Source organism: Rhodoligotrophos defluvii (assembly GCF_005281615.1).
GTDB lineage: Bacteria > Pseudomonadota > Alphaproteobacteria > Rhizobiales > Im1 > Rhodoligotrophos > Rhodoligotrophos defluvii.
The window spans coordinates 360,917-384,195 of sequence record NZ_SZZM01000004.1 but is presented as its reverse complement, the minus strand read 5'-3'; the positions used below and the strand labels follow the sequence as shown (position 1 = coordinate 384,195).

The window sequence follows — 23,279 nt, the reverse complement described above, 5'->3', positions numbered from 1 at the left end:
TGCCCGGGCGCGGCGCACGAACCAGACATGAGCAGGGAGGAACCGGGAATGCAGGGGGTCTACGAGTATTTCCCGTTGGAGAGGGTGATCTTTGGCGAGCGGATTGAAACCGCGCTGCGCCGCGAGCTCGATCAGCTTGCGGCGAACCGGGTGTTCGTGCTGGCCTCCAATACGCTCAGTCGGCAGACCGACGCGCTGGCGCGGGTGAAAGACGTGTTGGGGAACCGTTTCGCGGGGGTGTTCGACGAGATGCCGGCGCACTCCCCGCGCAGCGCCCTGCTCAAGGCGCTGGAGATGGCGCGCGAGGCCAAGCCCGACCTGCTCGTGTCCCTGGGCGGCGGCTCGTCCATCGACGGGGCCAAGCTCTTGCAGGTGGGACTTGCGGAAAACATTGCCTCGCATAGGGACTTCGACGCCTTCCACGCGCAGCGCGGACCCGACGGGCAGATCTTCGTGCCGCAGATCCGCGATACCGGGCTTCGCCAGATCGCCATACCGACCACCCTCTCGGGGGCGGAATATACGACCACCGGCGGATCGGTGGATGACGTGGCGCACAAGAAGGATCTCTACATCGCGCGGCAGCTCGTGCCGGTGGCTGTCATCCTTGATCCGAGCATTTCCCGTCTGACCACGGAATGGCTGTGGCTTTCGACCGGGTTCAGGGCCGTGGATCACGCGGTGGAATCCATCTGCTCGCCGACGGCCAATCCGTTCACCGATGCGACCTGCATTCATGGCTTGCGCTTGCTGCAAAGATCGATGCGGCGCACCCGCAAGGCTCCCGATGACCTCGATGCCCGCCTGCAGTCGCAGATGGGCACCTGGCTCTCGACCAGCGGGATGGGCCGCGGGCAGCACGGGGCCAGTCACGGCATCAGCTATTCCCTGGCGGCCATCGCGGATGTGCCGCACGGACATTGCTCATGCGTGTTGCTGCCGGCCACCATGCGGTTCAACGCGAAGGTGAATGCCGAACGTCAAGCCATCGTCAGCGAGGCGCTCGACCGGCCGGGGCAGCCGGCCGCGGATGCGCTGCTGGAGCTGCTGGAGGAGCTGGGCCTGCCGCGCCGCCTGCGCGACGTCGGTGTCAAGCGCGAGCAGCTCGAGCCGATCGCCAAGACCGTGATCGCCACCGGGCAGGCGCGCTTCAATCCGCGGCCGGTGCGTGAACCCAGCGACGTGCTCGAGATCCTGGAGAGCGCGTGGTAGCGCGCCTCGGCACCGATCATTGCGAAATATGAAAAGATCCTCTTTGTCGTGAGGGTCTTTTCACCCGGCCACCGCAAAGCTAGCGTTTTTCCAAGCACCAATCGCTGCTTACCCCGGAACAGAGCAGCGCTGGGCAGTATCTTTGCCGCCGTCGGTAAGACTTACCCGCCTATCGAAGGGCGCATCAATCATCACGGACAAGATCCGTTCCAGATGAGGGAATTACCCCATGAAGTTTGGCATGTTCTACGAGCATCAACTTCCTCAGCCGTGGTCAGAAGACTCCGAGCTGAGACTTTATCAGGACGCGCTCGATCAAGTGGAACTGGCGGACAAGCTCGGCTACGACTACGTGTGGGAGGTCGAGCACCATTTCCTCGAGGAATATTCCCATTCCTCCGCACCCGAGGTTTTCCTGGCAGCGTGTTCTCAGCGCACGAAGAATATCCGTCTGGGTCACGGCGTGATGCTGATGTCTCCGGACTATAATCATCCGGCGCGAGCGGCCGAGCGTATCGCGACGCTGGACCTCGTGTCCAACGGCCGCGTCGAATGGGGCACGGGCGAGTCCGCCACCGCGATGGAGATGGGCGGCTTCCTCATGTCGCCTGACGACAAGACGGCGAAGTGGCAGGAAGCCACCGAGCAGGCCGCCAACATGCTGGCCATGACGCCTTATCCCGGCTTCAAAGGCGAGTTCTTCGAGATGCCGGTGCGCAACATCGTGCCCAAGCCGGTGCAGCGGCCGCATCCGCCCATGTGGGTCGCCTGCTCCAGGCGCGAAACCATTCACCGCGCGGCACGGCACGGGCTGGGGGCGCTGGCTTTCGCCTTCGTCGAGCCGGAACAGGCCGCGCACTGGGTGCAGGAATATTACGACATCATCAAATCAGACGAATGCGTGCCGATCGCCCACACGGTCAATCCGAACATCGCGCTCGTGAGCGGCATGTCGATCCACGAGGACGAGCAGGAGGCGATCCGGCGCGGGCTCGACGGCTTCCGCTTCTTCGGCTATTCACTCGGCTATTACGGTCTTTATGGGCAGCATCGGCCTGGCCGCTCGCAGGTCTGGGACCGCTTCCTCGAGGTCAAGGAGGATCTGAAGGACAATGCGGGCAATGGCGGCATCGGCACGCCCGAGCAGGTGCGCGCCCATCTGGAGCGGTACGAGAAGGTGGGGGTCGATCAGATCATCTTCGTGCTGCAGAGCGGCAAGAACCAGCACGAGCACATCATGCAATCCCTGCAGCTCTTCGCCGAGACGGTGATGCCCGACTTCAAGGCGCGCGAGGCGATCCGCGAGGAGCAGAAGCGGAAGGAGCTGGCGCCTTACATCGAGGCGGCCCTGGCCCGGAAGCGCCGCATGCCGGACCTCAAGGACGACGAGATCCCGGTCGTCGAGGCGTTCGGCCGCAAGAAGGGCGCAACCGTGGGCGTGGCGCAAGCTTCCACGTTCAACGATCGCGGCGGCTCGATTTCCGTGCCGCGCGCCGATCCGCACGCGAAGAAAGAAAAGGTCGAAAACTGATATAGGCGTGTGGGAGTACCGATGATGAGCCTCGATCCGGGTGCCGCATTCGTGCTGGATCTGATCAGAACGTCTGGGCGGCCTGGCTATGAGAGCATGTCGCCGGAAGAGGCGCGCGAGGCCTATATGGCGGCGCGTCTTGCCTCGACGGAGCCGCCGCAGGAGGTTGCGCTGGTGGAGCCGCTGGAGGCGCCCGGGCCGCGCGGACCGGTTGCCATGCGCCACTATCGACCGCTGGGCAGTGGGCGGCAGGTTCTTCCCCTGCTTGTCTATTTCCATGGCGGCGGCTGGGTCTTGGGCAATCTCGACAGCCATGACGGGCTGTGCCGGCAGCTCGCGCATCGGGCCGGATGCGCGGTGATCTCGGTCGATTACCGGCTCGCGCCTGAGCACAAGTTTCCGGCGGCGGTGGATGACGCCTTCGCCGCGACGAACTGGATCTTCGACAATGCGGCGCGGCTGAACGCCGATGCGGGGCGGATCGCCTTGGGGGGCGACAGCGCAGGCGGCAATCTGGCCATCGTCACCGCCCTCAACGACGCCTTGGCCAGACGATCGCGCATCAGAGCCCTGATGCTGATCTATCCGGCAACGGACTTCAGCTTCGATACGGCCTCGCAGTCGGAATTCGCCGAGGGGCACCTGCTCACCCGGGCCAATCAGGAATGGTTCCACAGCCACTATCTGAGGAGCGATACAGACCGGGCAGACTGGCGCGCCTCGCCGATGCGGGCTGACGATCTCTCGGGGCTGCCCTATACGATCCTGCTCACCGCGAGCCATGATCCGCTGCGCGACGAGGGCGAGGCGTTTGCCCGGCGCCTGGTCGAGGCAGGCGTCACGGTGACGCTGAAGCGGGCCCAGGGACAGATCCACGGCTTCCTGCCCATGGAGAAGTTCATCCCCGCCGCCAAAGCCTTCACCGGCGAATTGGCGGAGCTGCTGGCCTTCGCGCTGCGGCCTGCGCAGGCCGAGCAGATTGCAGAACCAACATCGAGTCTAGCCATATGATGCAAACGCGACGCGCGCCGGGCACCAGTGCCGAAAGCGCGAATTCGATCGAGGAGCTGCGCCAGCGCTTCCGCAGCGCCATGCGGCGGCTGGCCAGCGGCGTCGGCGTGGTAGCGACGGCGAATGGCCAACGCTGGTTCGGCATGACGGCGACCGCCATCACTTCCCTTTCCATGGATCCGCCTTCGCTGGTGATCTGCGTGAACCGCACCGCGTCCATTCACGATCCGCTTACGGAGAAAGGCTTCTTCAGCCTGAACCTGCTGCGGCGCGAGCAGGCGGAGATCGGACACGCCTTCGCCACCCTGCCGAGCGCCGAGCGGTTCACCGTGGGCGAATGGTTCCTGTCGGAGATCGGCTGCCCGTGCCTGGTCGGCGCACAGGCCGTCATCCTCTGCCGCCAAGGTCCGGCGATGGCCTTCGGAACCCACACCATGATCGTGGGCGAGGTGGTCGATACGATCGTCGACCAGGCGATTGATCCCCTGGTCTTTGTGAATGGCACATTTCTGGTCGAGTGAAACGATGATCATCTGCGTGACGGCAGCAGGCCGAGTGAAACTGGTCGATCCGGACGACTTCAAGGGTTTCAAGGTGCGGGTGGACGACCCGAATGCGTCGAATGGCAGCGTGGCCAAGGCCCTGAACGGGCTGGCGCGGGTCGACGAGACCGGGCATGCCTGGGTGAACGAGGCCGCCCTGCGGAAGCTTGGCGCCCAGGCGGGCGGTCCGGGCTGGCAGGATTCGGCCACGGGCATGATCGCCTACGCCAAGCGAGCGGGCTGGGTGGACGAAGAGACCGGCGCCATCCGCGCGCATATCGAATGGCCTGCCGCCGCGCGGAAGGACTGATGCGGCGCCTTGGCGGCCGAAGCCAAAGCGGCTAAGGATTCATGCATGACGGACCCACCGCTCTACCAGGGGGCGCATGATGATCATTGGCGCGCATGTCGTCATCTATAGCCGAGACGCCGAGGCCGACCGCGCCTTCTTTCGCGACGTTTTGGGCTTTCCCTCGGTCGATGCCGGCGGCGGGTGGCTGATTTTCGCGCTGCCTCCGGCCGAAGTTGCCATGCATCCGCACGATGCGAGTGGCCAGGCGGAACTCTATCTGATGTGCGAAGACGTGGAGGCCTTGGTTCGCGAGCTTGCGGCAAAGGCGGTGCCGTGCAGCGCCATCGCGGACGAGCCTTGGGGCCGGCTGACCCACCTGACACTTCCCGGCGGCGGCAGAATCGGGATCTACCAGCCCCGTCATCCCATGGCCATCCATCAGGGCAGCCGCGGACCCGGCGCGTGATCACAACCGCCCGGCCGCGTGCTCGCGATCAAGCCAGCGGAGGATCAGCTCTGCCACCTGATCGCTATTGCGATCCATCATCGGCATGTGGGAATTGCCGAAGATGCCTTGCTTCGGCAGCTCGATGATCTCCGCCTGCCCTCCTGCCTCCGCCCACCCGGCCAGCGCGGCGCGGGCCTTGGCATCGAGCGGCGGCCATTCCGCGGCGCGCTCTATATAGTCCCCCATCACCAACAGGCAGCCGCGTGGTTCCGGGCGCGCGATCTCTTCCGGCGCGGGCACGCCATGCGGCTCGACGAGGACGCAGCCACGCACCAGATCCGGGAAAGCGATCGTCGCGGCCATGGCGAAGCCGCCGCCCTGGCTGTGGCCGAGAAGGATGCAGGGCCCGATGCGCTGCACCGCAGCCTCGAGCCCGGCCAGCATCATAGGCCCGTTGCCCGGCCAGCGGGGCACGGCCGTCCGGGCGAAGGCTGTTGCCGCCTCCAAGGGGAACTGCAATCCGGGAAAGCCGGTGCGGGTCGCGAAACCCTCGGGCGCGCCAAAGCGGTAGAGCCGCCAGGCCTCCTCCTCGCTGCGGACAATGGGCGCCTCCGGCCAAATGCCCTCGTGAGCGCAGAAGCCGGCCCGCCCACGTTCCGGCATGTCGATGACATAAGTGGCTATGCCGGCGCGGAGAAAATAGGGTAGCCAGCCATCGCGGCCGTCGGGCGTGGTCTCCCAGACCGAGCCGGTCAGCCCGCCGCCATGCACGAGCAGCAGCGGGGTCGGGACGCGCAATCGGGAGGGGATGAAATATTGGACATAGGCCTGCTCGATCCAGTAATGGCCGTTCGGGTCGTATTCGACATCCGCGAAGGCTTTGGAATAGGTTATGCGGCGCTTCGGCTGGCCGGTGACAACCAGCCCGCGCCCGCCCACGTGAAAGCTGCCCATGGTTCTGAGTGACAGCATGGCCTCATCCCCTTCCCTCTCCGCGCCGGCTTTCCGCTTTATCAATTGGCAGCTTGCTTTTACAGCTGGCCTGAATGCAAGGCTGCCGTTCGCCCATCACACAAGATCGACAATCGAGGAAGACTGCCCATGACCGATACGCCGCCTGCCGCCGATACCGGCATCAAGCTGATCGTGATCGACAATCCGCCCGTGAACAGCTTGGGGCTGGCGGTGCGCCGGATGCTGGCGGCGGAATTCGCCGCGGCGGCGAACGATCCGAACGTCAGGGCGGTGGTGCTGGCCGGCGCCGGCGGGCGGTTCTCGGCCGGCGCGGATATCCGCGAGTTCAATGATCCCGGTGCGATTGCCGAGCTGCATTTGAGCGATGTGATCGACCGTATCGAGGCGCTGGACAAGCCGGTGGTGGCGGCGGTGGACGGCGTGGCGTTGGGCGGCGGCCTGGAGCTGGCGCTCGGCTGCCATTACCGGGTGGCGGCCGCCAATGCGCGCATCGGCCTGACGGAGATCACTCTTGGCCTGCTGCCGGGCGCGGGCGGCACCCAGCGCTTGCCGCGCGCCATCGACTTCGCCCGGGCGATCGAGCTCATCACCAGCGGCCAGATGGTGGCCGCAAGCGATCCGCGCCTTGCAGGCCTGTTCGACGAGGTGACCGAGGGGGATGCGCGCGCTGCGGCTCTGGACCTGGCGGCCCGGCTGATCAGCGATGGCGCGGGTCCGCGGCGGTTGAGCGCGGTGACGATCGAACCTGGCCCAGCCGAGGCTGCGCTGGCGCAGGCCCGGGAAACGCTGCTGCCCAGCCCGGTGCCGGCCATGGCGGCCATTCTCGACTGCCTGGACGATGCGATCCATGCGGATATCCGCACAGGATTGGCGCACGAGCGTGCACGGTTCGACCAGGTGGTCGCCACGCCGGCGGCCCGGGCGCTGCGGCACGCCTTCTTTGCCGAGCGCGAAGTGGGGAAAGTGCCCGGCCTCACGGCGGAAACGCCTACCCTTCCCGTCGAGACGGTCGCGGTGATCGGCGCGGGCACCATGGGGCGCGGCATCAGCATCGCGGCCCTCGATGCAGGTTTCCAGGTGAAGCTGGTGGATGCAAACGCGACGGCGCTGGAGCGGGCGGCCGAGGCCATCGAGCGCCACTATCGCACCATGGTGGAGCGCGGACGGCTCGGCGAGACGGAAGCGCGGGTGCGCGGTGCGCGTCTGAGCCCGACTGCCGATCTCGACGCTGCTGCGCAAGCGGCCGACCTGGTGATCGAAGCGGTGTTCGAGGACATGACGGTGAAGCAGGAGGTGCTGCGCAAGCTGGACGAGCTCGCCCGGCCCGAAACCATCCTGGCCACCAATACGTCGACCCTGAACGTAGACACCCTGGCCGACGCCACCGCGCGCCCGGGCCAAGTGGTGGGCATGCATTTCTTCAGCCCGGCCAATATCATGCGGCTGGTGGAGGTGGTGCGCGGCAAGGCCACAGCCGACTCGACGCTGGCCACCGCGCTGAAGGTGGTGACGCGCCTGCGCAAGGTGGGCGTGGTGGCTGGCGTATGCGACGGCTTCATCGGCAACCGCATGCTGGAGGAATATCTGCGGCAGGCCTATTTCCTGATGGATGAGGGCGCCCTGCCGCAAGAGATAGACGGCGCGCTGGAGCGCTGGGGCATGGCCATGGGGCCGTTGCGGATGATGGACCTGGCCGGCAACGACGTGGGCTGGGCCATCCGCAAGCGCCGCAAGGTCGAGCAGCCGGACCGGCCCTATTCCGCCATACCCGACCTGATCTGCGAGCGCGGCCGCTATGGCCAGAAGACGGGTGCAGGCTTCTATCGCTATGAGGGACGCAAGGCGATCCCCGATCCGGAGGTGGAGCAGCTGATCCGGGAGCATTCGGCCTCGCTCGGCCTCGGGCAGCGCGAGATCAGCCCGGAGGAGATCGTCGAGCGCTGCATCTATGCCCTGATCAACGAGGGTACCGCGGTGCTGGCCGACGGCATTGCGCTGAGAGCCAGCGACATCGACGTGGTGTATCTCGCCGGCTACGGCTTCCCGCGCTATCGGGGCGGGCCTATGCACTATGCGAACGAGGTGGGGCTCGACGCCATCGTGGCTGCCATGGACCGGTTCGCGCAGGGCTACCAAGGCCAGTTCTGGAAACCTGCGCCCCTGCTCGCCGAGCTGGCCCGCGCCGGCGGGACGTTTACCTAACTGCGAGGCGCCGAACGGGAACCGAGAACCAGCGAGGGCCTGCTTCGTTAGCCCCATAGCGATACAAACTGCCGCATCGGATGTGCTTTGGAAATTCTGAAGCCCTGGCTTAGCTTTTCCAAAGCAAAAGTGGATGATTCACGGACGGCGTTGGTGGAGGCTTTGGGTTGGCCAAGCGCAAGCTGCATCTTCTCGCCTATCTCAAGACCGGGCCGACCGCCAACCACGCCGGCGGCTGGCGCCACCCGGAATCCACGCTGCACGACATCCTGGAGCCGAGCCGCTACGAGCAGATCGCGCAGGTTCTGGAGGGCGCCTGCTTCGACGGCTGCTTCTTCGCCGACCTGCTCGGGCTCTACGACATTCACCGGGGCAGCTTTGCCACCTATATCGGCAAGGGCGGGCAGATCAGCTTTCTCGACCCGCTGATGGTGCTGCCGCTGATGGCGCGGGTGACGCGGCATCTGGGCCTGGGCGCCACCATCTCGACCACCTTCAACCACCCCTACACGATCGCACGGCAGCTCGCCTCCCTCGACATTATCAGCAAGGGCCGGGTCGCCTGGAATGTGGTCACGTCGGCGACCAATCTCGAGGCGCGCAATTTCGGCATGGACGAGATCCCGCCGCGGGACGAGCGCTATGCCCGCGCCGACGAAGTGGTGGAGGCCTGCTTCGCCCTGTGGGACTGCTGGGGGGAGGACGTCTTCGTTCACGACAAGAAGAACGGAGTGTTCGGCGATCCAGCGAAGATGCGCTATGCCAATTACCGCGGCAAATATGTGAGCACCCGTGGCCCCCTCTCGATCCCGCGCTCGCCCCAGGGTCGGCCGGTGATCATGCAGGCCGGCGCATCACCGCGCGGGCGCGATTTCGCTGCGCGCTGGGCCGAGATGATCTTCGCGCCCAGCAGCCGGGAGCCCGACCTCAAGGCGTTTACCGCGGACATGCACCGCAGGCTCGTCGCGAACGGGCGCCGACCCGAGGATTGCGTGATCATGCCGCAAATGCGGGTGGTGGTGGGCGAGACGGAGGCCATTGCGCAGGAGAAGGCCGAGTATCTGCAGTCGCTCATCGATCCCGACCTGGCGCTGGCCAACAATTCCAGCTATCTCGGTATCGATCTCGCCCAGGATGGCGACGAGGCGGCGCTTGCCGCGATGCAGGGCAACCAGGGCATCCAAGGTACGGCCGACAAGCTGCGCGCGATCATGGCCGCGGAGAATATCAGCCTCAAAGAGGCGGCGGCGCGGGTGACCAACGAGCTGGTTGGCACGCCGCAGTCGATCGCCGACCGCATGCAGCATCTGTTCGAGTCCGGCGCCTGCGACGGGTTCGTGATCTCGCCCACCTATTTCCCCGGGTCGATCGAGGCGTTCTGCCGGAGCGTGGTGCCCGAGCTGCAGCGGCGCGGCATCTTCCGCACCCGTTACGAAGGCCGCACCTTGCGCGAGAACCTGCGGGCGGGCTGACCTAGCTCGACAGACCTACCCACTTCGCTCGAAAATGCTTTATACCACCATGCCATGGAGCTGAGGCACCTTCGCTATTTCGTCGCCCTGGCAGAGCAGCGTCATTTCGGACGCGCGGCCGAAAGCCTCAACATCGCCCAGCCGCCCCTGTCGCAGCAGATCCGCGCGCTCGAGGAGGAGCTGCAAGTCACCCTGTTCGACCGCAGCCGCAGGCCGATCGACCTGACGCCTGCCGGCCGCACCTTGCTGCGGGAGGCGCGGCAGGTGCTGAGCCAGGTGGATCGCGCCCGTTCCATGACACGCCGCGCAGCGAGCGGCCAAGCGGGCCGGCTGATCGTCGGGATCACCGGCTCGGCCGCCCTCGAATTCGCCCCGCCGGTGCTGGCGGCGTTCAGCGAGCGCCTGCCGGACGTGAACCTCTCCTTGCGCGAAATGTCTTCCCCCGCGCAGCTGATCGGTCTCGAAAAGGGCGAGATCCATATCGGCTTCGTGCGGCCGCCGGTGATCGACGAGCACCTGAGCATCCGCCTGGTCCACCAGGAGCCGTTCGTGGTGGCGCTGCCGGCATCGCACCCGCTCGCCCAAGAGGCTGCCCTGCAGCTTGCGGCCCTGAACGGGACGCCGCTGGTGATCTTCGATACGGAAGAAGCACCGGGCTTCCGCGAGTTGATCATGCACCTCTGCCAATCGGGCGGATATTCGCCGGGGAAGATCCAGGAGGCGCACCAGATGACCACCATGCTATGCCTGGTGGCGAGCGGGCTCGGCATGGCGCTGGTGCCGCGCTCGGCCCGCCGGCTCGCCTATGAGGACGTGGTGTTCAAGCCGCTGCTGGATGACAGCCCGCTGGTCGAGCTCTATGCGGTGTGGCCGCGGGACAAAGCCGAGCCGCTGATCGAGGAGCTGCTCGCAGCGGTGGACGACGTGCGCCTTGCGCCTTTGATCGAAGGCCGTGCCGAGGATGAGGCCCCGCACGGCGCCGGCCGCCGTGAGCCGGTGTGAGGCGGTGGGCTTTCGCGCGGCTTGCCTGCCGCAGGCGCCGCATATATTCCGATACGGAACCAATATTGGACGGCAGCGCCGGCCCATCGCAGGATGACTTATCTTCGAGTCGTCATCCCGCTCTAACCTTTGCTTGAGCATGATCTTTTCAGAAAACCGGTATCCACTTTTCGGGATCATGCTCTAGCGTCACGTTGCAGTCATGGCGCAGACCGGGCACCCTGCGCGCCGCGCCTTGTCTTGGGGAGTTCACCTGTGGCCAATTCGATTGATCCCATCACCAGGTCGGTGATCCAGCATCGCTTGAGCTCCATCGTCGAGGAGATGGGCGAGGCGATGCTGCGCACGTCCTATTCGCAGATCCTGAATGCGAGCCGCGACTTCTCCATGGCGATCTGCGATGCGCAGTGCCGGCTGATCGCGCAGGCCGACCACATACCGGTGCATGTGGGCGCCCTGCCCTGGGCGGCACGGGCCATCGAGGAGAAATTCGCCGGCCGCATCCAGCCCGGCGACGTGATCATCGTCAACGACCCCTATGCGGGTGGCGGCAACCACCTGCCGGACGTGACCGTGTTCGTGCCGGTCTATGCGGGTGACAAGCGCCTGTTCTGGACCATCGCGCGGGCGCATATGGGCGATATCGGCGGGGCGACCCACGGCGCCTACAACCCCGCCGCCACGGAGATCTGGCAGGAGGGCATCCGCATCCCGCCGCTCAAGCTCTACGAGGCGGGCAAGCTCCGGGACGACGTGATGGACACCATCATCCTCAATGTCCGTTTTCCCCGCGACTTCCGTGGCGACCTCGACGCCATGATCGGGGCCGCCCACTTAGGCGAGCGGCGGCTGAAGAAGCTGTTCGACGAGGTGGGCGCCGAGGTGACGGTGGACGCGGTGGAAGCCATTCTCGATGGGGCCGAGCGCCGCGCCCGCGCCATTGTCGAGAGCTGGAAGGACGGCGTCTATTACGGCGAGGCCTTCCTGGACGACGACGGCCGGGGCCGCGAGAATATCCGCATTGCGGCGAAGGTGACCAAGACGGGCAGCGATCTCGAGATCGACTTGACCGACAGCGATCCGCAGTCGAACAGCTTCGCCAATTCGTCCCATGCCAACACGCAAGCGGCGGTGGCCATGGCGTTTGCCTATCTCATCGATCCGGACATCCCGAAGAATGACGGCGTTTTCAGGATTCTGAAGGTAAAGGCCAAGCCGGGCACGGTCGTGTGGGCGGAGAACAACGCTCCGGTCACCCTGTCCACCACCCACCCGTCCAACGAGATCGTCGAGGCGATCGTGAAGGCGCTGGCACCGGCCTGTCCGGACCGGGCCATGGGCGGCTGGGGACGGCGGTTCCGCATCTCGATCACCGGCGACAATCCGCGCAACGGCAAGCGGTTCATCTGGCACATGTTCCATGCGCGCCCGGGCGGCGGCGCCTCGCCCAAGGGCGACGGCTGGTCGACCGCCGGCGAGTGGCATTCGGCCGGCGGCATCAAGTTCGGCAGCATCGAGGGGGCGGAAGCGCGCTTCCCGCTCTTGTTCGAGTCGCATGAGTTCCGACCAGGGTCGGGCGGCGATGGCCAGTATCGCGGCGGGCTGGGCGCCAGCATGCGACTGAGGGTGGAGGTGCCCGCCTATGCTCATACCGCGGGCGAAGGCATCCGGCATGGCGCGGCCGGCATGCTGGGCGGCAAGGACGGGCTGCCGCATCATTATCGGCTCATCTCGAACGGCTCGGTGCGGGATCTGAAGACCAAGGAATACGGCATCGAGATCAATGCGGGCGACCTCTTGGACATCAACTCGGGCGGTGGCGGCGGCTGGGGCGATCCGGCCAGGCGCAGCCCGGACGCGCGCAAGCGCGACCGCGAGCGGGAAATGGTCTAGACCCCCCGTCTAGACCCTGAACCCAGCCCTTACACCTTTTCGGCACCCTTCTCACGAGCTCCTACCCTGGACAGGCGACCCATGACCCAGACGTTTCGCGTCGGCATCGATGTCGGCGGCACCTTCACGGACCTGGTGGCCATCGATGACCAAGGCGTCACAACCTTCACCAAGTCGCCCTCCACGCCGGAGGACCAATCGATCGGCGTCATTGCGGGGCTGACCGACCTCGCCGCCCGGCTGGGCATGGATCTCGCCGCCCTGCTCGGCGCCACCGACCGGATCGTGCACGGCACGACGGTGGCCACCAACGCCTTGCTCGAGCGCAAAGGCGCCAAAGTGGGCCTGCTCACCACCGAGGGCCATCGGGACGTCATCGAAATGCGCGAGGGGCTTAAGGATGAGCGCTACAACCTGCTGCTGCCGGCGCCGGAGCCGCTGGTGCCGCGCAACCTGCGGCGGGGGGTGCGCGAGCGCATGGCCTTCGACGGCCGGGTGCTCATCCCGCTGGACGAAGCATCCCTTGACCGCGAGATCGCGCGGCTGAAGCAGGAGAAGGTGACCTCGGTCGCGGTGTGCTATTTCCATGCCTATCGCAACCCGGCGCACGAGCAGCGCACGCTGCAGGTGCTCGCGCGCGAGATGCCGGACGCCTATGTCTCGCTGTCGAGCGACGTGCTGCCGCAGATCAAGGAATACGAGCGGGTGTGCACCACGGTGGTGAATGCCTATGTGGGGCCGGCGGTGCGCAAATATCTGGGCAATCTGGAGCGACGGCTCGCCGAGCACGGCTTCGAGGGCTCGCTGTTCATCATCCTGTCTCATGGCGGGATCGCGCCGGTGGAGGAGGCCGCGCGCCTCGCGGCCGGCACGGTTCTCTCGGGTCCTGCGGGCGGCATTGCCGGCGCGCGCCGCTGCGCCGAGCTCATCGGGCAAGGCAATCTCATCCCGTTCGACATGGGCGGCACCAGCACCGACATCTCGCTGATCGCGGACGGGCAGATCGCCCTGTCCTCGGAGCGGGGTCTTGCCGGCCAGCGCATCGCCCTGCGCAGCTTGGACATCATCAGCATCGGCGCGGGCGGCGGCTCGCTCGCCCGGGTCGACGATGGCGGCACGTTCCATGTGGGGCCGGAAAGCGCGGGGGCAGTGCCCGGGCCGGCCTGCTACAGCAATGGCGGAACGGAACCAGCGGTGACGGACGCCAATCTGCTGCTCGGCTATCTCGATCCCGACAATTTCCTGGGCGGCCGGCGCAAGCTCGACCGTGCCGCTGCGGAGGCCGCAGTGGACCGGCTGGCGGCCAAGCTGGGCCTGAGCCGGGACGAGACCGCGGCCGGCATCTTCCGGCTGATCAACCTCAAGATGGCCGACGGCATCCGCCTGATGACCCTGCGCCGCGGTGTGGACCCGCGCCGCTTCACCCTCCTGAGCTTCGGCGGCGCGGCCGGCCTGCACGCGGTGGAAGTGGCCCGCGAGATGGAGATGACGCGGGTGGTGGTGCCGACGGTCGCCTCGGTGCTGTCGGCCTGGGGCATGCTGGCGAGCGACCTGCGCTATGAGGTGACCCGCAGCCATATCGGCGATACGGCCGTGCTGGACAGCGGCAAGCTCCGCGAGATCTTCGGCGAGCTGGAGCAGGAGGCCATGCGGCGGCTGGGCTCGTGGTTCAAGGGGCCGATCCATATCGAGCGCTCGGCCGAGATGCGCTATGGCGAGCAGATCTTCGAGGTGGATGTGAGCCTCGACGGGCTGGACCTCTCCGATCCCGGGCTGATGGACGCGGTGATCGAGCGGTTCCACAAGCGCCACGAGGAGCTCTACACCTATTCATCGCCCGGCCAGGAGGTGGTGCTGGTCAATGCCCGCGTGGCAGCGGTGGGCGAAGTGCCTGCCAGCCTCGGGGTGCAGAGGGCGGCGCCGGCAACCGGGCCGGCCAAGCCTGCGCGCTCGCGCCAGGCTTTCTTCGGCAGCTGGCGCGAGGTTCCGGTCTATGATCTCGACACGCTCGCGCCGGGCCACACCATCACCGGCCCCGCCATCATCGAGGCGGAGACCACGACGGTGGTGCTCAGCACCGACGACAAGGCCGACGTGAACGGGTTCGGCTGGCTCGACATCACCTTGCGCGCCCGCAAGGGATCAGAACCATAGCCGAGAGATATAATGGAATATGAAGAGGATAATTGACGGGCGGGCCTAAGGGCTTCCATCGTGGCCGGATCACAGATGGGGTGAGGACATGACGATCCGTAACTTGGTGGGCGCGGCCGCTTTCGGTCTGGCGGCCCTGTTCAGCACCGCGGCCGATGCGCAGACGGAGCTCAAGGTGGTGGCGCCCTGGTCCAATCTGAACGCCTATGAGCGGCTGGAGAAGCCGTTCTGGTCGGAAAAGCTGAAAGAGATGACCAATGGCGAGGTGACGGCCACGGTGACCTCCTATTCCGAGCTCGGCCTTTCCGGGGTGGAGCTGTTGCGGCTTGCCACGCTGGGCGTGTTCGACATCGGCCATATCGTGGTGGGCTATTCGGTGGCGGACGACCCGGTGATCGAGGGCCTCGAGCTCGCCACCCTGATCCAGGACGTGGATACGGGCCGCAAGGCGCTGGAGGCGTATCGCCCGGTCATGGCGGAGAGCCTGGAGAAGAAGCACGGGCTGATCCTGCTCGGCGTCTACCCCAATCCGAGCCAGATCCTCTATTGCCGGGAGCCGGTGAACAGCCTGGCTGACATCAAGGGCCGCAAGATCCGCTTCTATGGCGCCAGCATGAACGAGTTCGTCGAGGCGGCCGGCGCGGTGGGCGTGAGCATTCCGTTGGCGGAGGTGGTGCCGGCCCTGCAGCGCGGGGTGGTGGATTGCGGGATTACCGGCACCCTCACCGGCTATTCCTTCAAGTGGCCGGAGGTGACCAAGCACCTCTATGGCATGCGGTTCGGCTGGGGCCTCACCCTGATCGCCGCCAACAAGGCGAAGTGGGAAGCGTTGCCGGAAGGCCAGCGCGCGGCCATCGGCAAGGCGGTGACCACCCTGGAGAACGACCTCTGGGCGCTGACCGCCACGGACGACAAGGCGGGCATCGACTGCAATACGGGACGCGCCGAATGCCCTTATGGGCCCGCGGCCTCCATGACCTACGTGGCGCCATCGGAGGTCGATGACCAGGAGCGGCGGCGGATCCTGCAGGAGGTGGTGCTCAAGAAATGGGCGGCCCGATGCGATGAAGCCTGCGTGCAGCGCTGGAACGAGACCGTCGGCAAGGTTACCGGCATGACTGCGAGCAAATAGTGCCGCCTGGACCGCGAATGGAGCCGAATACGCGAAGAAGCGGCGCATTCGCGGCCCTGATCGACAGGGCCGATGGCTTTTGGCGCCGGATCGCCCGACTGATGCTGATCGCGGGTGGCTGGGGGGTGATGCTGATCGGCGTCATGGTGGCGGTCGACGTGCTGTCCCGCTATCTCGTCGGGCGCAATCTGGGCGGGGTGGACGAGATTGCCGGCTATCTCTTCGCCATCGGCATTTCCTGGTCGCTGGCGGAGGCATTCTACGCCCGCAGCCATGTGCGTATCGACTTCCTCTACCATCGCTTTCCCCTGCCGCTGCGCGCCATTCTCGATGTCGTAGCGCTTGTGGCGCTTCTCTTGCTGGCGGCCTTCCTGATCTTCAGCGGGTGGATCGTGGTGTCGGGCTCATGGGCGCGCGCCTCGCGCTCGGCGTCGTCACTGCACGTGCCGCTGATCATCCCGCAACTTGCCTGGCTGGCCGGCTTCCTGGTGTTCCTGATCGCGCTGGCGCTGTCCGGCCTGCGCGCGCTGCTCGAGCTCGGACGCGCGGACTTCGGGCAGGTGAACCGGCAGCTGGGCGTGCTCACCCCCACCGAGGAAGCGGAAGATGCGGTGAAGCCGTCCAGCGGGGCGACCTGACATGCTGGGCAATGCCTCGCTGCTGCTGGCCGTGCTCATCGGCTTGAGCATTCCCATCGCGGCGGCGCTGATGATGGCGGCGCTCACGCTCGGCTATGCCTACTCGCCGCTGCCCCTCTATTATGCGGCCTCGGAAATCCTGTGGAAGGTCTCGAACGAATTCACCCTGACCAGCGTGCCGCTCTTCGTGCTGCTGGGCGAGATCCTGCTGCGTGCCGGCGTCGCGGAACGAATGTATGGCGCGGTTGCCCTGTGGCTCAACCGCCTGCCGGGCGGGCTGCTGCATGCCAATATCGGCGCGAGCGCCTTGTTCTCGGCGACATCCGGCTCCAGCGTGGCGACCGCGGCGACCATCGGCACCGTGGCGCTGCCGGAAATCCTCAAGCGCGGCTATAACGAGCGGCTGTTCCTGGGCAGCCTCGCGGCCGGCGGCACGCTGGGCATTCTCATTCCCCCATCGATCCATCTCATCATCTATGGGATGATCACCAACACCTCGATCCCCAAGCTCTATCTCGCGGGGATGGTGCCGGGGCTGGTGCTGGCGCTGCTGTTCTCGCTGATCGTGGTAATCGTCTGCGCGATCAGGCCCGGCTATGACGGCAAGCCCGTCACCGCCACGTGGCGACAGAGATTTGCCAGCCTGATCGACCTGGTGCCGGTGCTATTGCTGTTCCTGGTGGTGGTCGGCTCCATTTACGCCGGCATCGCCACGCCGACCGAGGCGGCTTCCCTGGGGCTGGTCTTCGCCGTTGTCCTTGCCTGGTGGAACGGCAGGCTGAGCATGGCGCTGCTGCATGACGCCTTTCTCGGGGCGATGAAGGCCACGGCCATGATCATGCTGATCGTGCTCGCCTCCTATTTCCTCAATTTCGTGCTCTCGGCGATCGGGCTCTCGCAGCAGCTGACGGGGTTCGTTACGGGGTTGGGCTTGTCGCCGGCCGCGACCATGCTGGTGATCATCGGGTTCTTCGTGCTGCTCGGCTGCTTCCTCGAGACGCTCTCAATGCTGGTGACCATGACCCCGCTGGTGGTGCCGATCGTGGTGAGCCTCGGCTATGACCCGCTATGGTTCGGCATCGTGATGATCCTGCTCCTGGAGGTGGCGCTGATCACACCGCCGGTCGGCATCAACCTCTATGTGGTGCAGGCGATCCGCAAGCAGGGCAGCATTCAAGACGTCATGGCCGGCTCCCTCGTGTTCGTTCTCAGCATGTTCGCGCTGATCGGGCTGCTGCTGGCGTTTCCCGAGATCGCGCTGTGGCTGCCGGCGCAGGTCAGAAGCTAGATCACAAGCTCTGCGGTTTTCGCATAGGCCCTCCGCGGCCGCACGGGATTGACCCGGCCAGGCTGTCAATCCATGCAGGCGCATGCCCCACTCGCCCCGTTCCCGTCTCGGCCTCGCCTATCTGCTTGTCACCGCGGTGGGGTGGGGACTCAACTGGCCGCTGATCAAGGTGATCCTGCGGGAGCTGCCACCGCTGTTCGCGCGCGGCAGCAGCGGCCTCGCGGCGGCCGTTCTCCTCGCGCTCATCGCGGTTGGCCGCGGCGAAAGCCTCAAGGTTCCGCCTGGCGACTGGCGGCGCTTGGGCATAGCCTCCGCGCTCAACGTGTTCGGCTGGATGGGCTTTGCCACACTCTCGATGATGTCGCTGACCGTCGCCGAATCTGCGCTGATCGTCTATACCGTGCCCATCTGGGCGACGCTGCTCGCCTGGCCACTGCTCGGCACCTTGCCGAGCATGCGCGGGTTCGTTGCGCTGGCGATGGCCATGGCCGGCATTGTCGTGCTCTTCTCGGACAAGGGCATCTCCTTGGGTGCCGGCAAGGTGGGCGGCATCTCGTGGGCGCTGGCGGCCGCAATTTCCTTCGCCCTGGGGGCGGTCACGGCCAAGCGGCCCATTCGTCTGCCGCCTATCGCGCTCACGGCTTGGCAGGTGGGGCTCGCCTGCGTGCCGATGACCCTGCTGGGCTTGCTCATCGAGCAGCCCGATCTCACCGGGGCCAGCCTCTCGACGTGGCTGGCGGTCGGCTACATGGCGCTGGTTCCGATGGGGCTTTGCTACCTGAGCTGGTTCGCCACCTTGCGGGCCTTGCCGCCGGGCGCCGCCGCCACCGGCACGCTGCTGGTGCCCATCATCGGGATCATCTCGGCCGCGTTGCTGATCGGCGAACCTCTGGGCGCGCGCGAGATAATCGCGCTGATCCTCACCCTCGCGGGCGTGGCCCTCGCCGTGATCCGCTCATGACTGCATCGGCAGGGGCGCACGACGAGCATCCGCGGATCAATGACCCTGGAGCCGGCGCAAAGCCGCGGTCAGGGTGGAGACAACCTGGGCCGCCATGAACGGCTTCTGCAGCCAGCCAAGCGGTCGCGCCGCCACGCGCTGCATCGTGGCCGCTTCAGAATAGGCCGAAGCGAACAGGCATCTTATGCCGAAGCGCCGGTAGAGCTCGTTGGCGGCGTCGACGCCGTCGCGCGCGCCACGCAAGCGAATGTCCATGGTGGCCACATGCGGCCGCACCCTGGCCGCGATCTCGATCGCCTCGTCACAGCTGGTGGCGATGCCGACCACCTGGTAGCCTGCCTGCTGGAACGCCGCTTCCAGGTCGAGCGACACGAGCCACTCGTCCTCGACGATCAGCACCCGGACGTCGTGAGGGACGTTCAGCTGGCTGAACGGAACCTGAGCCGCCGGCCCCGGGGGACTTCGCTTGCCCTCGTCTGATGACACGATCTGCATTGTCGATCAGCCTTTCTCTGGGTTCACGCCTCCTGCTGCTGAAAAGCGCACGAGGCAGCGCGTACCTCCCGCGTTCTCAATCGTGAACGAGCCACCGATCTGCCTGCAGAGTCCCCGCACCAGGCCCAGGCCTGACGAGCGCCGCTCCTTGGCTTGTGGAGGGATCCCCGGTCCGTCGTCCTGTACAATGAGCGTGCAATCGGCCCCGTTCCGCTGCAGATCGACTTGAATTCGGCTGTCGGCATTCTGCCAACCATGCTTGTGCGCGTTGGTCAAGAGCTCATTCAGGATGAGCGCCAACGGAAAGACGACATCGTTGGGCAGCAGGCCGTCGAACGCGGTGACCTCCATGCGCACCTGCCGCGGGAGCGTCTTGCCGATCGCCCCGCACAGATCGCGCACGAAGGCCGCCGCCTCGATCGCATGCAGATGGTGAGACCGGTACATGAGCTGCTGCGCGGTGACCACCGCCATCAGCCGATGGGCCACGTCTTCGAGAAAGTCCCTCACCTCCTCGTAATCCGTCTCGCGCTGGGCTGCGGCGAACAGGCCCAGCAGCATCTGCATGTTGTTCTTCACCCGATGCTGAAGCTCCCGCAGCAGCGTCTCGTTCTGGTGCAGGGCTTCTTCGAGGGCTGCCTGGGTTTGGCGGTGCCGGCTGATCTCGAGATTGAGGTCGCGGATCTTGCGGGCCAATACGGAGAACGCATCGGTATCGGCGGGCAGCAGGCGCAGCATGACGACCGGGCGGGCGCTCGGGAAAGCCGCGAGCCGGGCGCCATAGGCACGCAGCCGAAGGTCGGTTCCGTCGCTCCGGCGGGCCGACAGGGCGCCAGGCAGCGCGCCGCTCGTCGCGGAGCATCTTCGCAGATACTGCTCGAACGCATCCGGAGGGCTGGTGATGAGATCCGCGAGTGGCAATCCCATGAGCTGATTGCCGAGCAGACGCCTGGCCGCCCGGTTCGCCCCCAGGATCACCCCCTGCGGATCAAGGAGCAGAGCCGGCTCGCTCAAGGCATTCAGGATCGCGAGAGCGTCGTCCGAGACCATCAAGCTGTCGGCCCGAAATACTCGCGAGCATCCGGTTCGGGATCCTGCACAGGCTTGAGGTGGACGACGATGCGGCACCCGGGATGACCCTGGGCGATCGACTCCTCGATCTCGACCCGGGCATAGCCGAGATTGCGGGCGGCGATGGAGCCGAACACGTTCGAGGTCATCATGCAGAGAGAGGGGCGGCCCTCGACGAACTTGCCGAACGGACAGGCCCTGTTGCCGAGGACAATGCGGTCCTCGCGCTCCTCGATGATGTAGAAATCGCCTTCAATGCGCCGCTTGAGATCGACCAGCACCTCGGCAACCTGCTTGCGGCTCAGCTTTTCGACCTGCAATGCGTGGCGATAGGACGTGTCAATTTGCTCGCCGATGGCGCCGCCAACCACGCTGACATAGCCCGAGGCCTCATCGAGGCCGACCACGTCTTGCAGGGTTCCCGAGAGTTCCCGCAACAAGGCGCGAAGAAAAAGGTCGCGGTCGAGGTCCACGGCCGCTTTGCGCACGGCAGTATTGTTGCTCATTGGAGCTATGCTTTCGCTGCTTCCAAGCGGAAGTACCATAAGATGACCGTGATGAACTCACAAGGCAATACCAGGGGATACTTGACCGGCAAATTTAAGCGGTGGATAGGGTGGTGAGAGGTTGCGTGCTGCGCAATGTCGGCACCTGGGCCGGCGGCAGCTCGGAACAATGACTTTCACCGGCCGCGCATTTGCCCGCACGGACCGTGCCTGGCATCTTTCTTCACGAATGGAGACCTTCGTTATGGTTGCGAGCGTTCGACCCTTTCTGATGTTTCAAGGCGATGCCGAAGCCGCGATGAATTTCTATGTCTCGCTTTTCCCGAACGCTCACATTGTCGATATCGTGCGTTATGGACCTGGCGAGGCCGGTCCCGAGGGCTCGATCATGACTGCCGTATTCTCGATAGCGGACCAGAGCATCATGTGCATCGACAGCCCCGTTAAGCACGCTTTCAGCTTCACCCCGGCCTTTTCACTGTTCATCGAGTGTGACTCCGAGGACGAGATCAGCCGGCTGTCATCGAGCCTCGGCGAAGGGGGAGCGGTGCTCATGCCCCTGGCCGATTACGGGTTCAGCCGCCAGTTCACGTGGGTCAACGATCGCTACGGCGTGTCATGGCAGCTCAACCTGCGCTAAGCGCCGCCGGCTCTTGCTCCCAGCATCGAGCAAGCCGCTAGCGGCCGGTCTTCACCGCGCCGCCGCCAGCTCCTGGTCCCAGAACGCCGCCTCGATCTTGTGGCCATCAAGGTCCCGCACGAAGCAGCCGTAATAGGGCTCGCCGTAATCAGGCCGGGGGCCCGGCGCGCCGTCGGGGGCCGCTCCGGCGCCGATTGCCGCTGCATAGAAGGCGTCCACCTCTGCTTTCGACTTGGCGAAGAAGCCGAAATGGGTGCCATTGCCGACGACGGCCGGCCGGCCGTCGATTGGCCGCTGCACCCAGAATTCCGGGAAATGCTTCCCGTATGCCACCGCGCCGTCATGCTCCATAACCCGGCGCGCGCCCACTGTTGCCAGCACCGCGTCATAAAAGGCCACTGCCTTCTCGAAGTCATTGGTGCCGATGGAAACGTGCGACATGATGCTGGGATTTTCCGTCATGGCGAGCCCCTTGGTTCATGATTTGTTCTTTAACGCGTAACACGGCCGACCTGTCAGAGCAATAGGCTTTGACGGCCGGGCGGCGCTATTCCTGCGCGCTCAGCTCCGGGTGCCACGTGATCTCCCAGAGGTGCCCGTCCGGGTCCTGGAAATAGCCGGAATAGCCGCCCCAGAACCGGTCCTTCGGCAAATCGGTGATGATGGCGCCCGCGCGGCTGGCGGCCTCGATGATCGCGCCGACCTCGGCTTTGGAGCGGACGATATGGCCGATCGATACGGCGCCCACGCGAGACCTGGTGGGTGTCACCTTGGCATCCTCGGCCAGAAACGCCGCGGGATAGAGGGCCAGGATGAGGCCGCCCTGCAGGTTGAAGAACACGACGGAGCCATGGTCATATTCCTGGCCGATGATTCCTTGGGTGGGCAGGCCCAGTCCGTCCCTGTAGAAGCGCAGCGAGCGCTCGAGGTCATCGACCGCCAGCGTGATGACTTTGACACTTGGCCGCATGTGTTTCTCCCGATGTTCGTGGTGATCCGCTGATGCGCGAGCCGGCCCGCAACCCGGCATCAACGCACAAAATACCACAGGGCGAGAGCAAGACCGCAGACGATGACCAGGTGGCGCATCACGGCCTGGGGTATGCGTCGCGCCGCGACAACACCCACCCAGCCGCCGATGATGCTGGAAATGGCAATGATCAGGCTGAGCTCCAGATCGACCACGCCGGAGAACAGGAACACCACCACGGCCATGACCTGCAGCACGATGGCCAGCAGGTTCTTCGCGGCGTTGGCGGCGTGATAGCCACCGGTTTCGGTCAGGGCCAGGGAGGCCAGCATCATGACGCCCATGCCGGCCCCGAAATAGCCGCCATAGATCGCCACCAGCCCTTGCACGAGCATGGCGAGCGGCAGGTCGCCCCGGCGATGCCGCGAAGGGGCTGCAGGCTTCAACGCGCGCTGGATATAGGGTGCCGCCGCGAACAGCAGGGTCGCGAACAGCAGCAGCCACGGCACCAGCGCGCGAAACACCTGGTCACCGGACCAGAGCAGGAGCGCAGCGCCGGTGCCGCCGCCGAGGATCGAGACGGCACAGAGCGGAAGCAGCCGCCGCAGGGCCAGGATGATCTCGCGGCGGTAAGCCACAGCCGACGCCACCGAGCCGAGCACGACCGCGGTGGCGCTGGTCGCATTGGCCGCAACCGGCGGCATCCCGACGGCGAGGAGAGCGGAGAAGGTGAAGATGGTTCCACCGCCGGCCACCGCGTTCAGTATGCCGGCAGCGAAGCCAGCGACAGCCAGCAGAGCCATTTCCAAGAGCGTCATGGGCACCTCCCGTGGCCTTCAACCAC

23 protein-coding genes are annotated in these 23,279 nt (G+C 65.8%); 16 read left to right on the top strand and 7 right to left on the bottom strand.

Annotated elements, in window-relative coordinates; translation table 11 throughout:
- Positions 1-27: 27 nt before the first annotated feature.
- The 6 genes from E4P09_RS18885 (at position 28) to E4P09_RS18860 (ending at position 5,054) form a co-directional block, all read left to right on the top strand.
- Complete coding sequence (locus E4P09_RS18885; RefSeq protein WP_205042182.1) at positions 28-1,212, top strand: iron-containing alcohol dehydrogenase; 1,185 nt, start codon at positions 28-30, stop codon at positions 1,210-1,212.
- Between the two features lie 229 nt (positions 1,213-1,441).
- Positions 1,442-2,743, top strand: a complete 1,302-nt coding sequence (locus E4P09_RS18880) for an LLM class flavin-dependent oxidoreductase (protein WP_137391172.1) — start codon at positions 1,442-1,444, stop codon at positions 2,741-2,743.
- A 21-nt stretch (positions 2,744-2,764) separates the two neighbouring features.
- On the top strand, positions 2,765-3,754 hold the full coding sequence (locus E4P09_RS18875) for an alpha/beta hydrolase (protein WP_137391171.1): 990 nt from the start codon (positions 2,765-2,767) through the stop codon (positions 3,752-3,754).
- Positions 3,751-4,275, top strand: a complete 525-nt coding sequence (locus E4P09_RS18870; protein ID WP_137391170.1) for a flavin reductase family protein — start codon at positions 3,751-3,753, stop codon at positions 4,273-4,275. The genes E4P09_RS18875 and E4P09_RS18870 overlap by 4 nt, the downstream gene beginning before the upstream one ends.
- 34 nt (positions 4,276-4,309) lie before the next feature.
- Positions 4,310-4,606, top strand: coding sequence for a hypothetical protein (locus E4P09_RS18865; protein ID WP_137391169.1), 297 nt, complete (start codon positions 4,310-4,312; stop codon positions 4,604-4,606).
- Positions 4,607-4,682: 76 nt separating this feature from the next.
- Complete coding sequence (locus E4P09_RS18860; protein WP_239025268.1) at positions 4,683-5,054, top strand: VOC family protein; 372 nt, start codon at positions 4,683-4,685, stop codon at positions 5,052-5,054.
- Here E4P09_RS18860 and E4P09_RS18855 read toward each other — a convergent pair whose 3' ends face one another.
- Positions 5,055-6,008 carry an alpha/beta hydrolase gene (locus E4P09_RS18855; protein WP_137391168.1) on the bottom strand — a complete coding sequence of 318 codons (954 nt, stop codon included), beginning with the start codon at positions 6,006-6,008 and terminating at the stop codon, positions 5,055-5,057. It abuts the gene before it with no gap.
- Positions 6,009-6,137: 129 nt separating this feature from the next.
- Here E4P09_RS18855 and E4P09_RS18850 point away from each other — a divergent pair, with 129 nt between their 5' ends.
- From E4P09_RS18850 to E4P09_RS18810, 9 genes are all read left to right on the top strand, one after another.
- Positions 6,138-8,213, top strand: coding sequence for a 3-hydroxyacyl-CoA dehydrogenase NAD-binding domain-containing protein (locus E4P09_RS18850; RefSeq protein WP_137391167.1), 2,076 nt, complete (start codon positions 6,138-6,140; stop codon positions 8,211-8,213).
- 167 nt (positions 8,214-8,380) lie between these two features.
- The gene (locus E4P09_RS18845; RefSeq protein WP_137391166.1) at positions 8,381-9,685 is read left to right on the top strand and encodes an LLM class flavin-dependent oxidoreductase; all 1,305 of its coding nucleotides are present in this window, start codon (positions 8,381-8,383) and stop codon (positions 9,683-9,685) included.
- A gap of 54 nt (positions 9,686-9,739) precedes the next feature.
- Positions 9,740-10,687, top strand: a complete 948-nt coding sequence (locus E4P09_RS18840; protein WP_137391165.1) for a LysR family transcriptional regulator — start codon at positions 9,740-9,742, stop codon at positions 10,685-10,687.
- 255 nt (positions 10,688-10,942) lie between these two features.
- Entirely contained in the window at positions 10,943-12,580 is a 1,638-nt protein-coding gene (locus E4P09_RS18835; RefSeq protein ID WP_137391164.1) for a hydantoinase B/oxoprolinase family protein, read from the top strand.
- 81 nt (positions 12,581-12,661) lie between these two features.
- A complete protein-coding gene (locus E4P09_RS18830; RefSeq protein ID WP_137391163.1) occupies positions 12,662-14,734 on the top strand; it encodes a hydantoinase/oxoprolinase family protein in 2,073 nt (690 codons plus the stop codon).
- 88 nt (positions 14,735-14,822) lie between these two features.
- Positions 14,823-15,866 (top strand): TRAP transporter substrate-binding protein, encoded by a 1,044-nt coding sequence (locus E4P09_RS18825; RefSeq protein ID WP_137391162.1) that lies wholly within the window; start codon positions 14,823-14,825, stop codon positions 15,864-15,866.
- 17 nt (positions 15,867-15,883) lie between these two features.
- Positions 15,884-16,504 carry a TRAP transporter small permease subunit gene (locus E4P09_RS18820; protein WP_137391161.1) on the top strand — a complete coding sequence of 207 codons (621 nt, stop codon included), beginning with the start codon at positions 15,884-15,886 and terminating at the stop codon, positions 16,502-16,504.
- A 1-nt stretch (position 16,505) separates the two neighbouring features.
- A complete protein-coding gene (locus E4P09_RS18815; RefSeq protein WP_137391160.1) occupies positions 16,506-17,792 on the top strand; it encodes a TRAP transporter large permease in 1,287 nt (428 codons plus the stop codon).
- Positions 17,793-17,874: 82 nt separating this feature from the next.
- Positions 17,875-18,753: a DMT family transporter gene (locus E4P09_RS18810; protein ID WP_137391159.1), complete on the top strand. Its 879-nt coding sequence runs from the start codon at positions 17,875-17,877 to the stop codon at positions 18,751-18,753.
- A 36-nt stretch (positions 18,754-18,789) separates the two neighbouring features.
- On the opposite strand, the gene E4P09_RS18805 is transcribed toward E4P09_RS18810, so the two are convergent.
- From E4P09_RS18805 to E4P09_RS18795, 3 genes are read right to left on the bottom strand one after another with little or no spacing between them, the layout of a single operon-like run.
- Positions 18,790-19,248 (bottom strand): response regulator, encoded by a 459-nt coding sequence (locus tag E4P09_RS18805; protein ID WP_137391158.1) that lies wholly within the window; start codon positions 19,246-19,248, stop codon positions 18,790-18,792.
- Positions 19,249-19,254: 6 nt separating this feature from the next.
- Positions 19,255-20,298 carry a sensor histidine kinase gene (locus E4P09_RS18800; protein WP_137391157.1) on the bottom strand — a complete coding sequence of 348 codons (1,044 nt, stop codon included), beginning with the start codon at positions 20,296-20,298 and terminating at the stop codon, positions 19,255-19,257.
- Positions 20,298-20,825, bottom strand: a complete 528-nt coding sequence (locus E4P09_RS18795) for a methanogen output domain 1-containing protein (protein WP_137391156.1) — start codon at positions 20,823-20,825, stop codon at positions 20,298-20,300. Before E4P09_RS18795 ends, E4P09_RS18800 begins: the two co-directional genes overlap by 1 nt.
- A 169-nt stretch (positions 20,826-20,994) precedes the next feature.
- Between E4P09_RS18795 and E4P09_RS18790 the strand changes: the two genes are divergently transcribed.
- The gene (locus E4P09_RS18790) at positions 20,995-21,465 is read left to right on the top strand and encodes a VOC family protein (protein ID WP_338049011.1); all 471 of its coding nucleotides are present in this window, start codon (positions 20,995-20,997) and stop codon (positions 21,463-21,465) included.
- A 51-nt stretch (positions 21,466-21,516) separates the two neighbouring features.
- Here the strand turns inward: E4P09_RS18790 and E4P09_RS18785 are convergent, their stop codons facing one another.
- From E4P09_RS18785 to E4P09_RS18775, 3 genes are all read right to left on the bottom strand, one after another.
- Entirely contained in the window at positions 21,517-21,927 is a 411-nt protein-coding gene (locus tag E4P09_RS18785; RefSeq protein ID WP_137391155.1) for a VOC family protein, read from the bottom strand.
- A gap of 85 nt (positions 21,928-22,012) precedes the next feature.
- The gene (locus E4P09_RS18780; RefSeq protein WP_137391154.1) at positions 22,013-22,435 is read right to left on the bottom strand and encodes a VOC family protein; all 423 of its coding nucleotides are present in this window, start codon (positions 22,433-22,435) and stop codon (positions 22,013-22,015) included.
- A 59-nt stretch (positions 22,436-22,494) separates the two neighbouring features.
- Positions 22,495-23,253, bottom strand: coding sequence for a sulfite exporter TauE/SafE family protein (locus E4P09_RS18775; protein WP_137391153.1), 759 nt, complete (start codon positions 23,251-23,253; stop codon positions 22,495-22,497).
- Positions 23,254-23,279 lie beyond the last annotated feature (26 nt).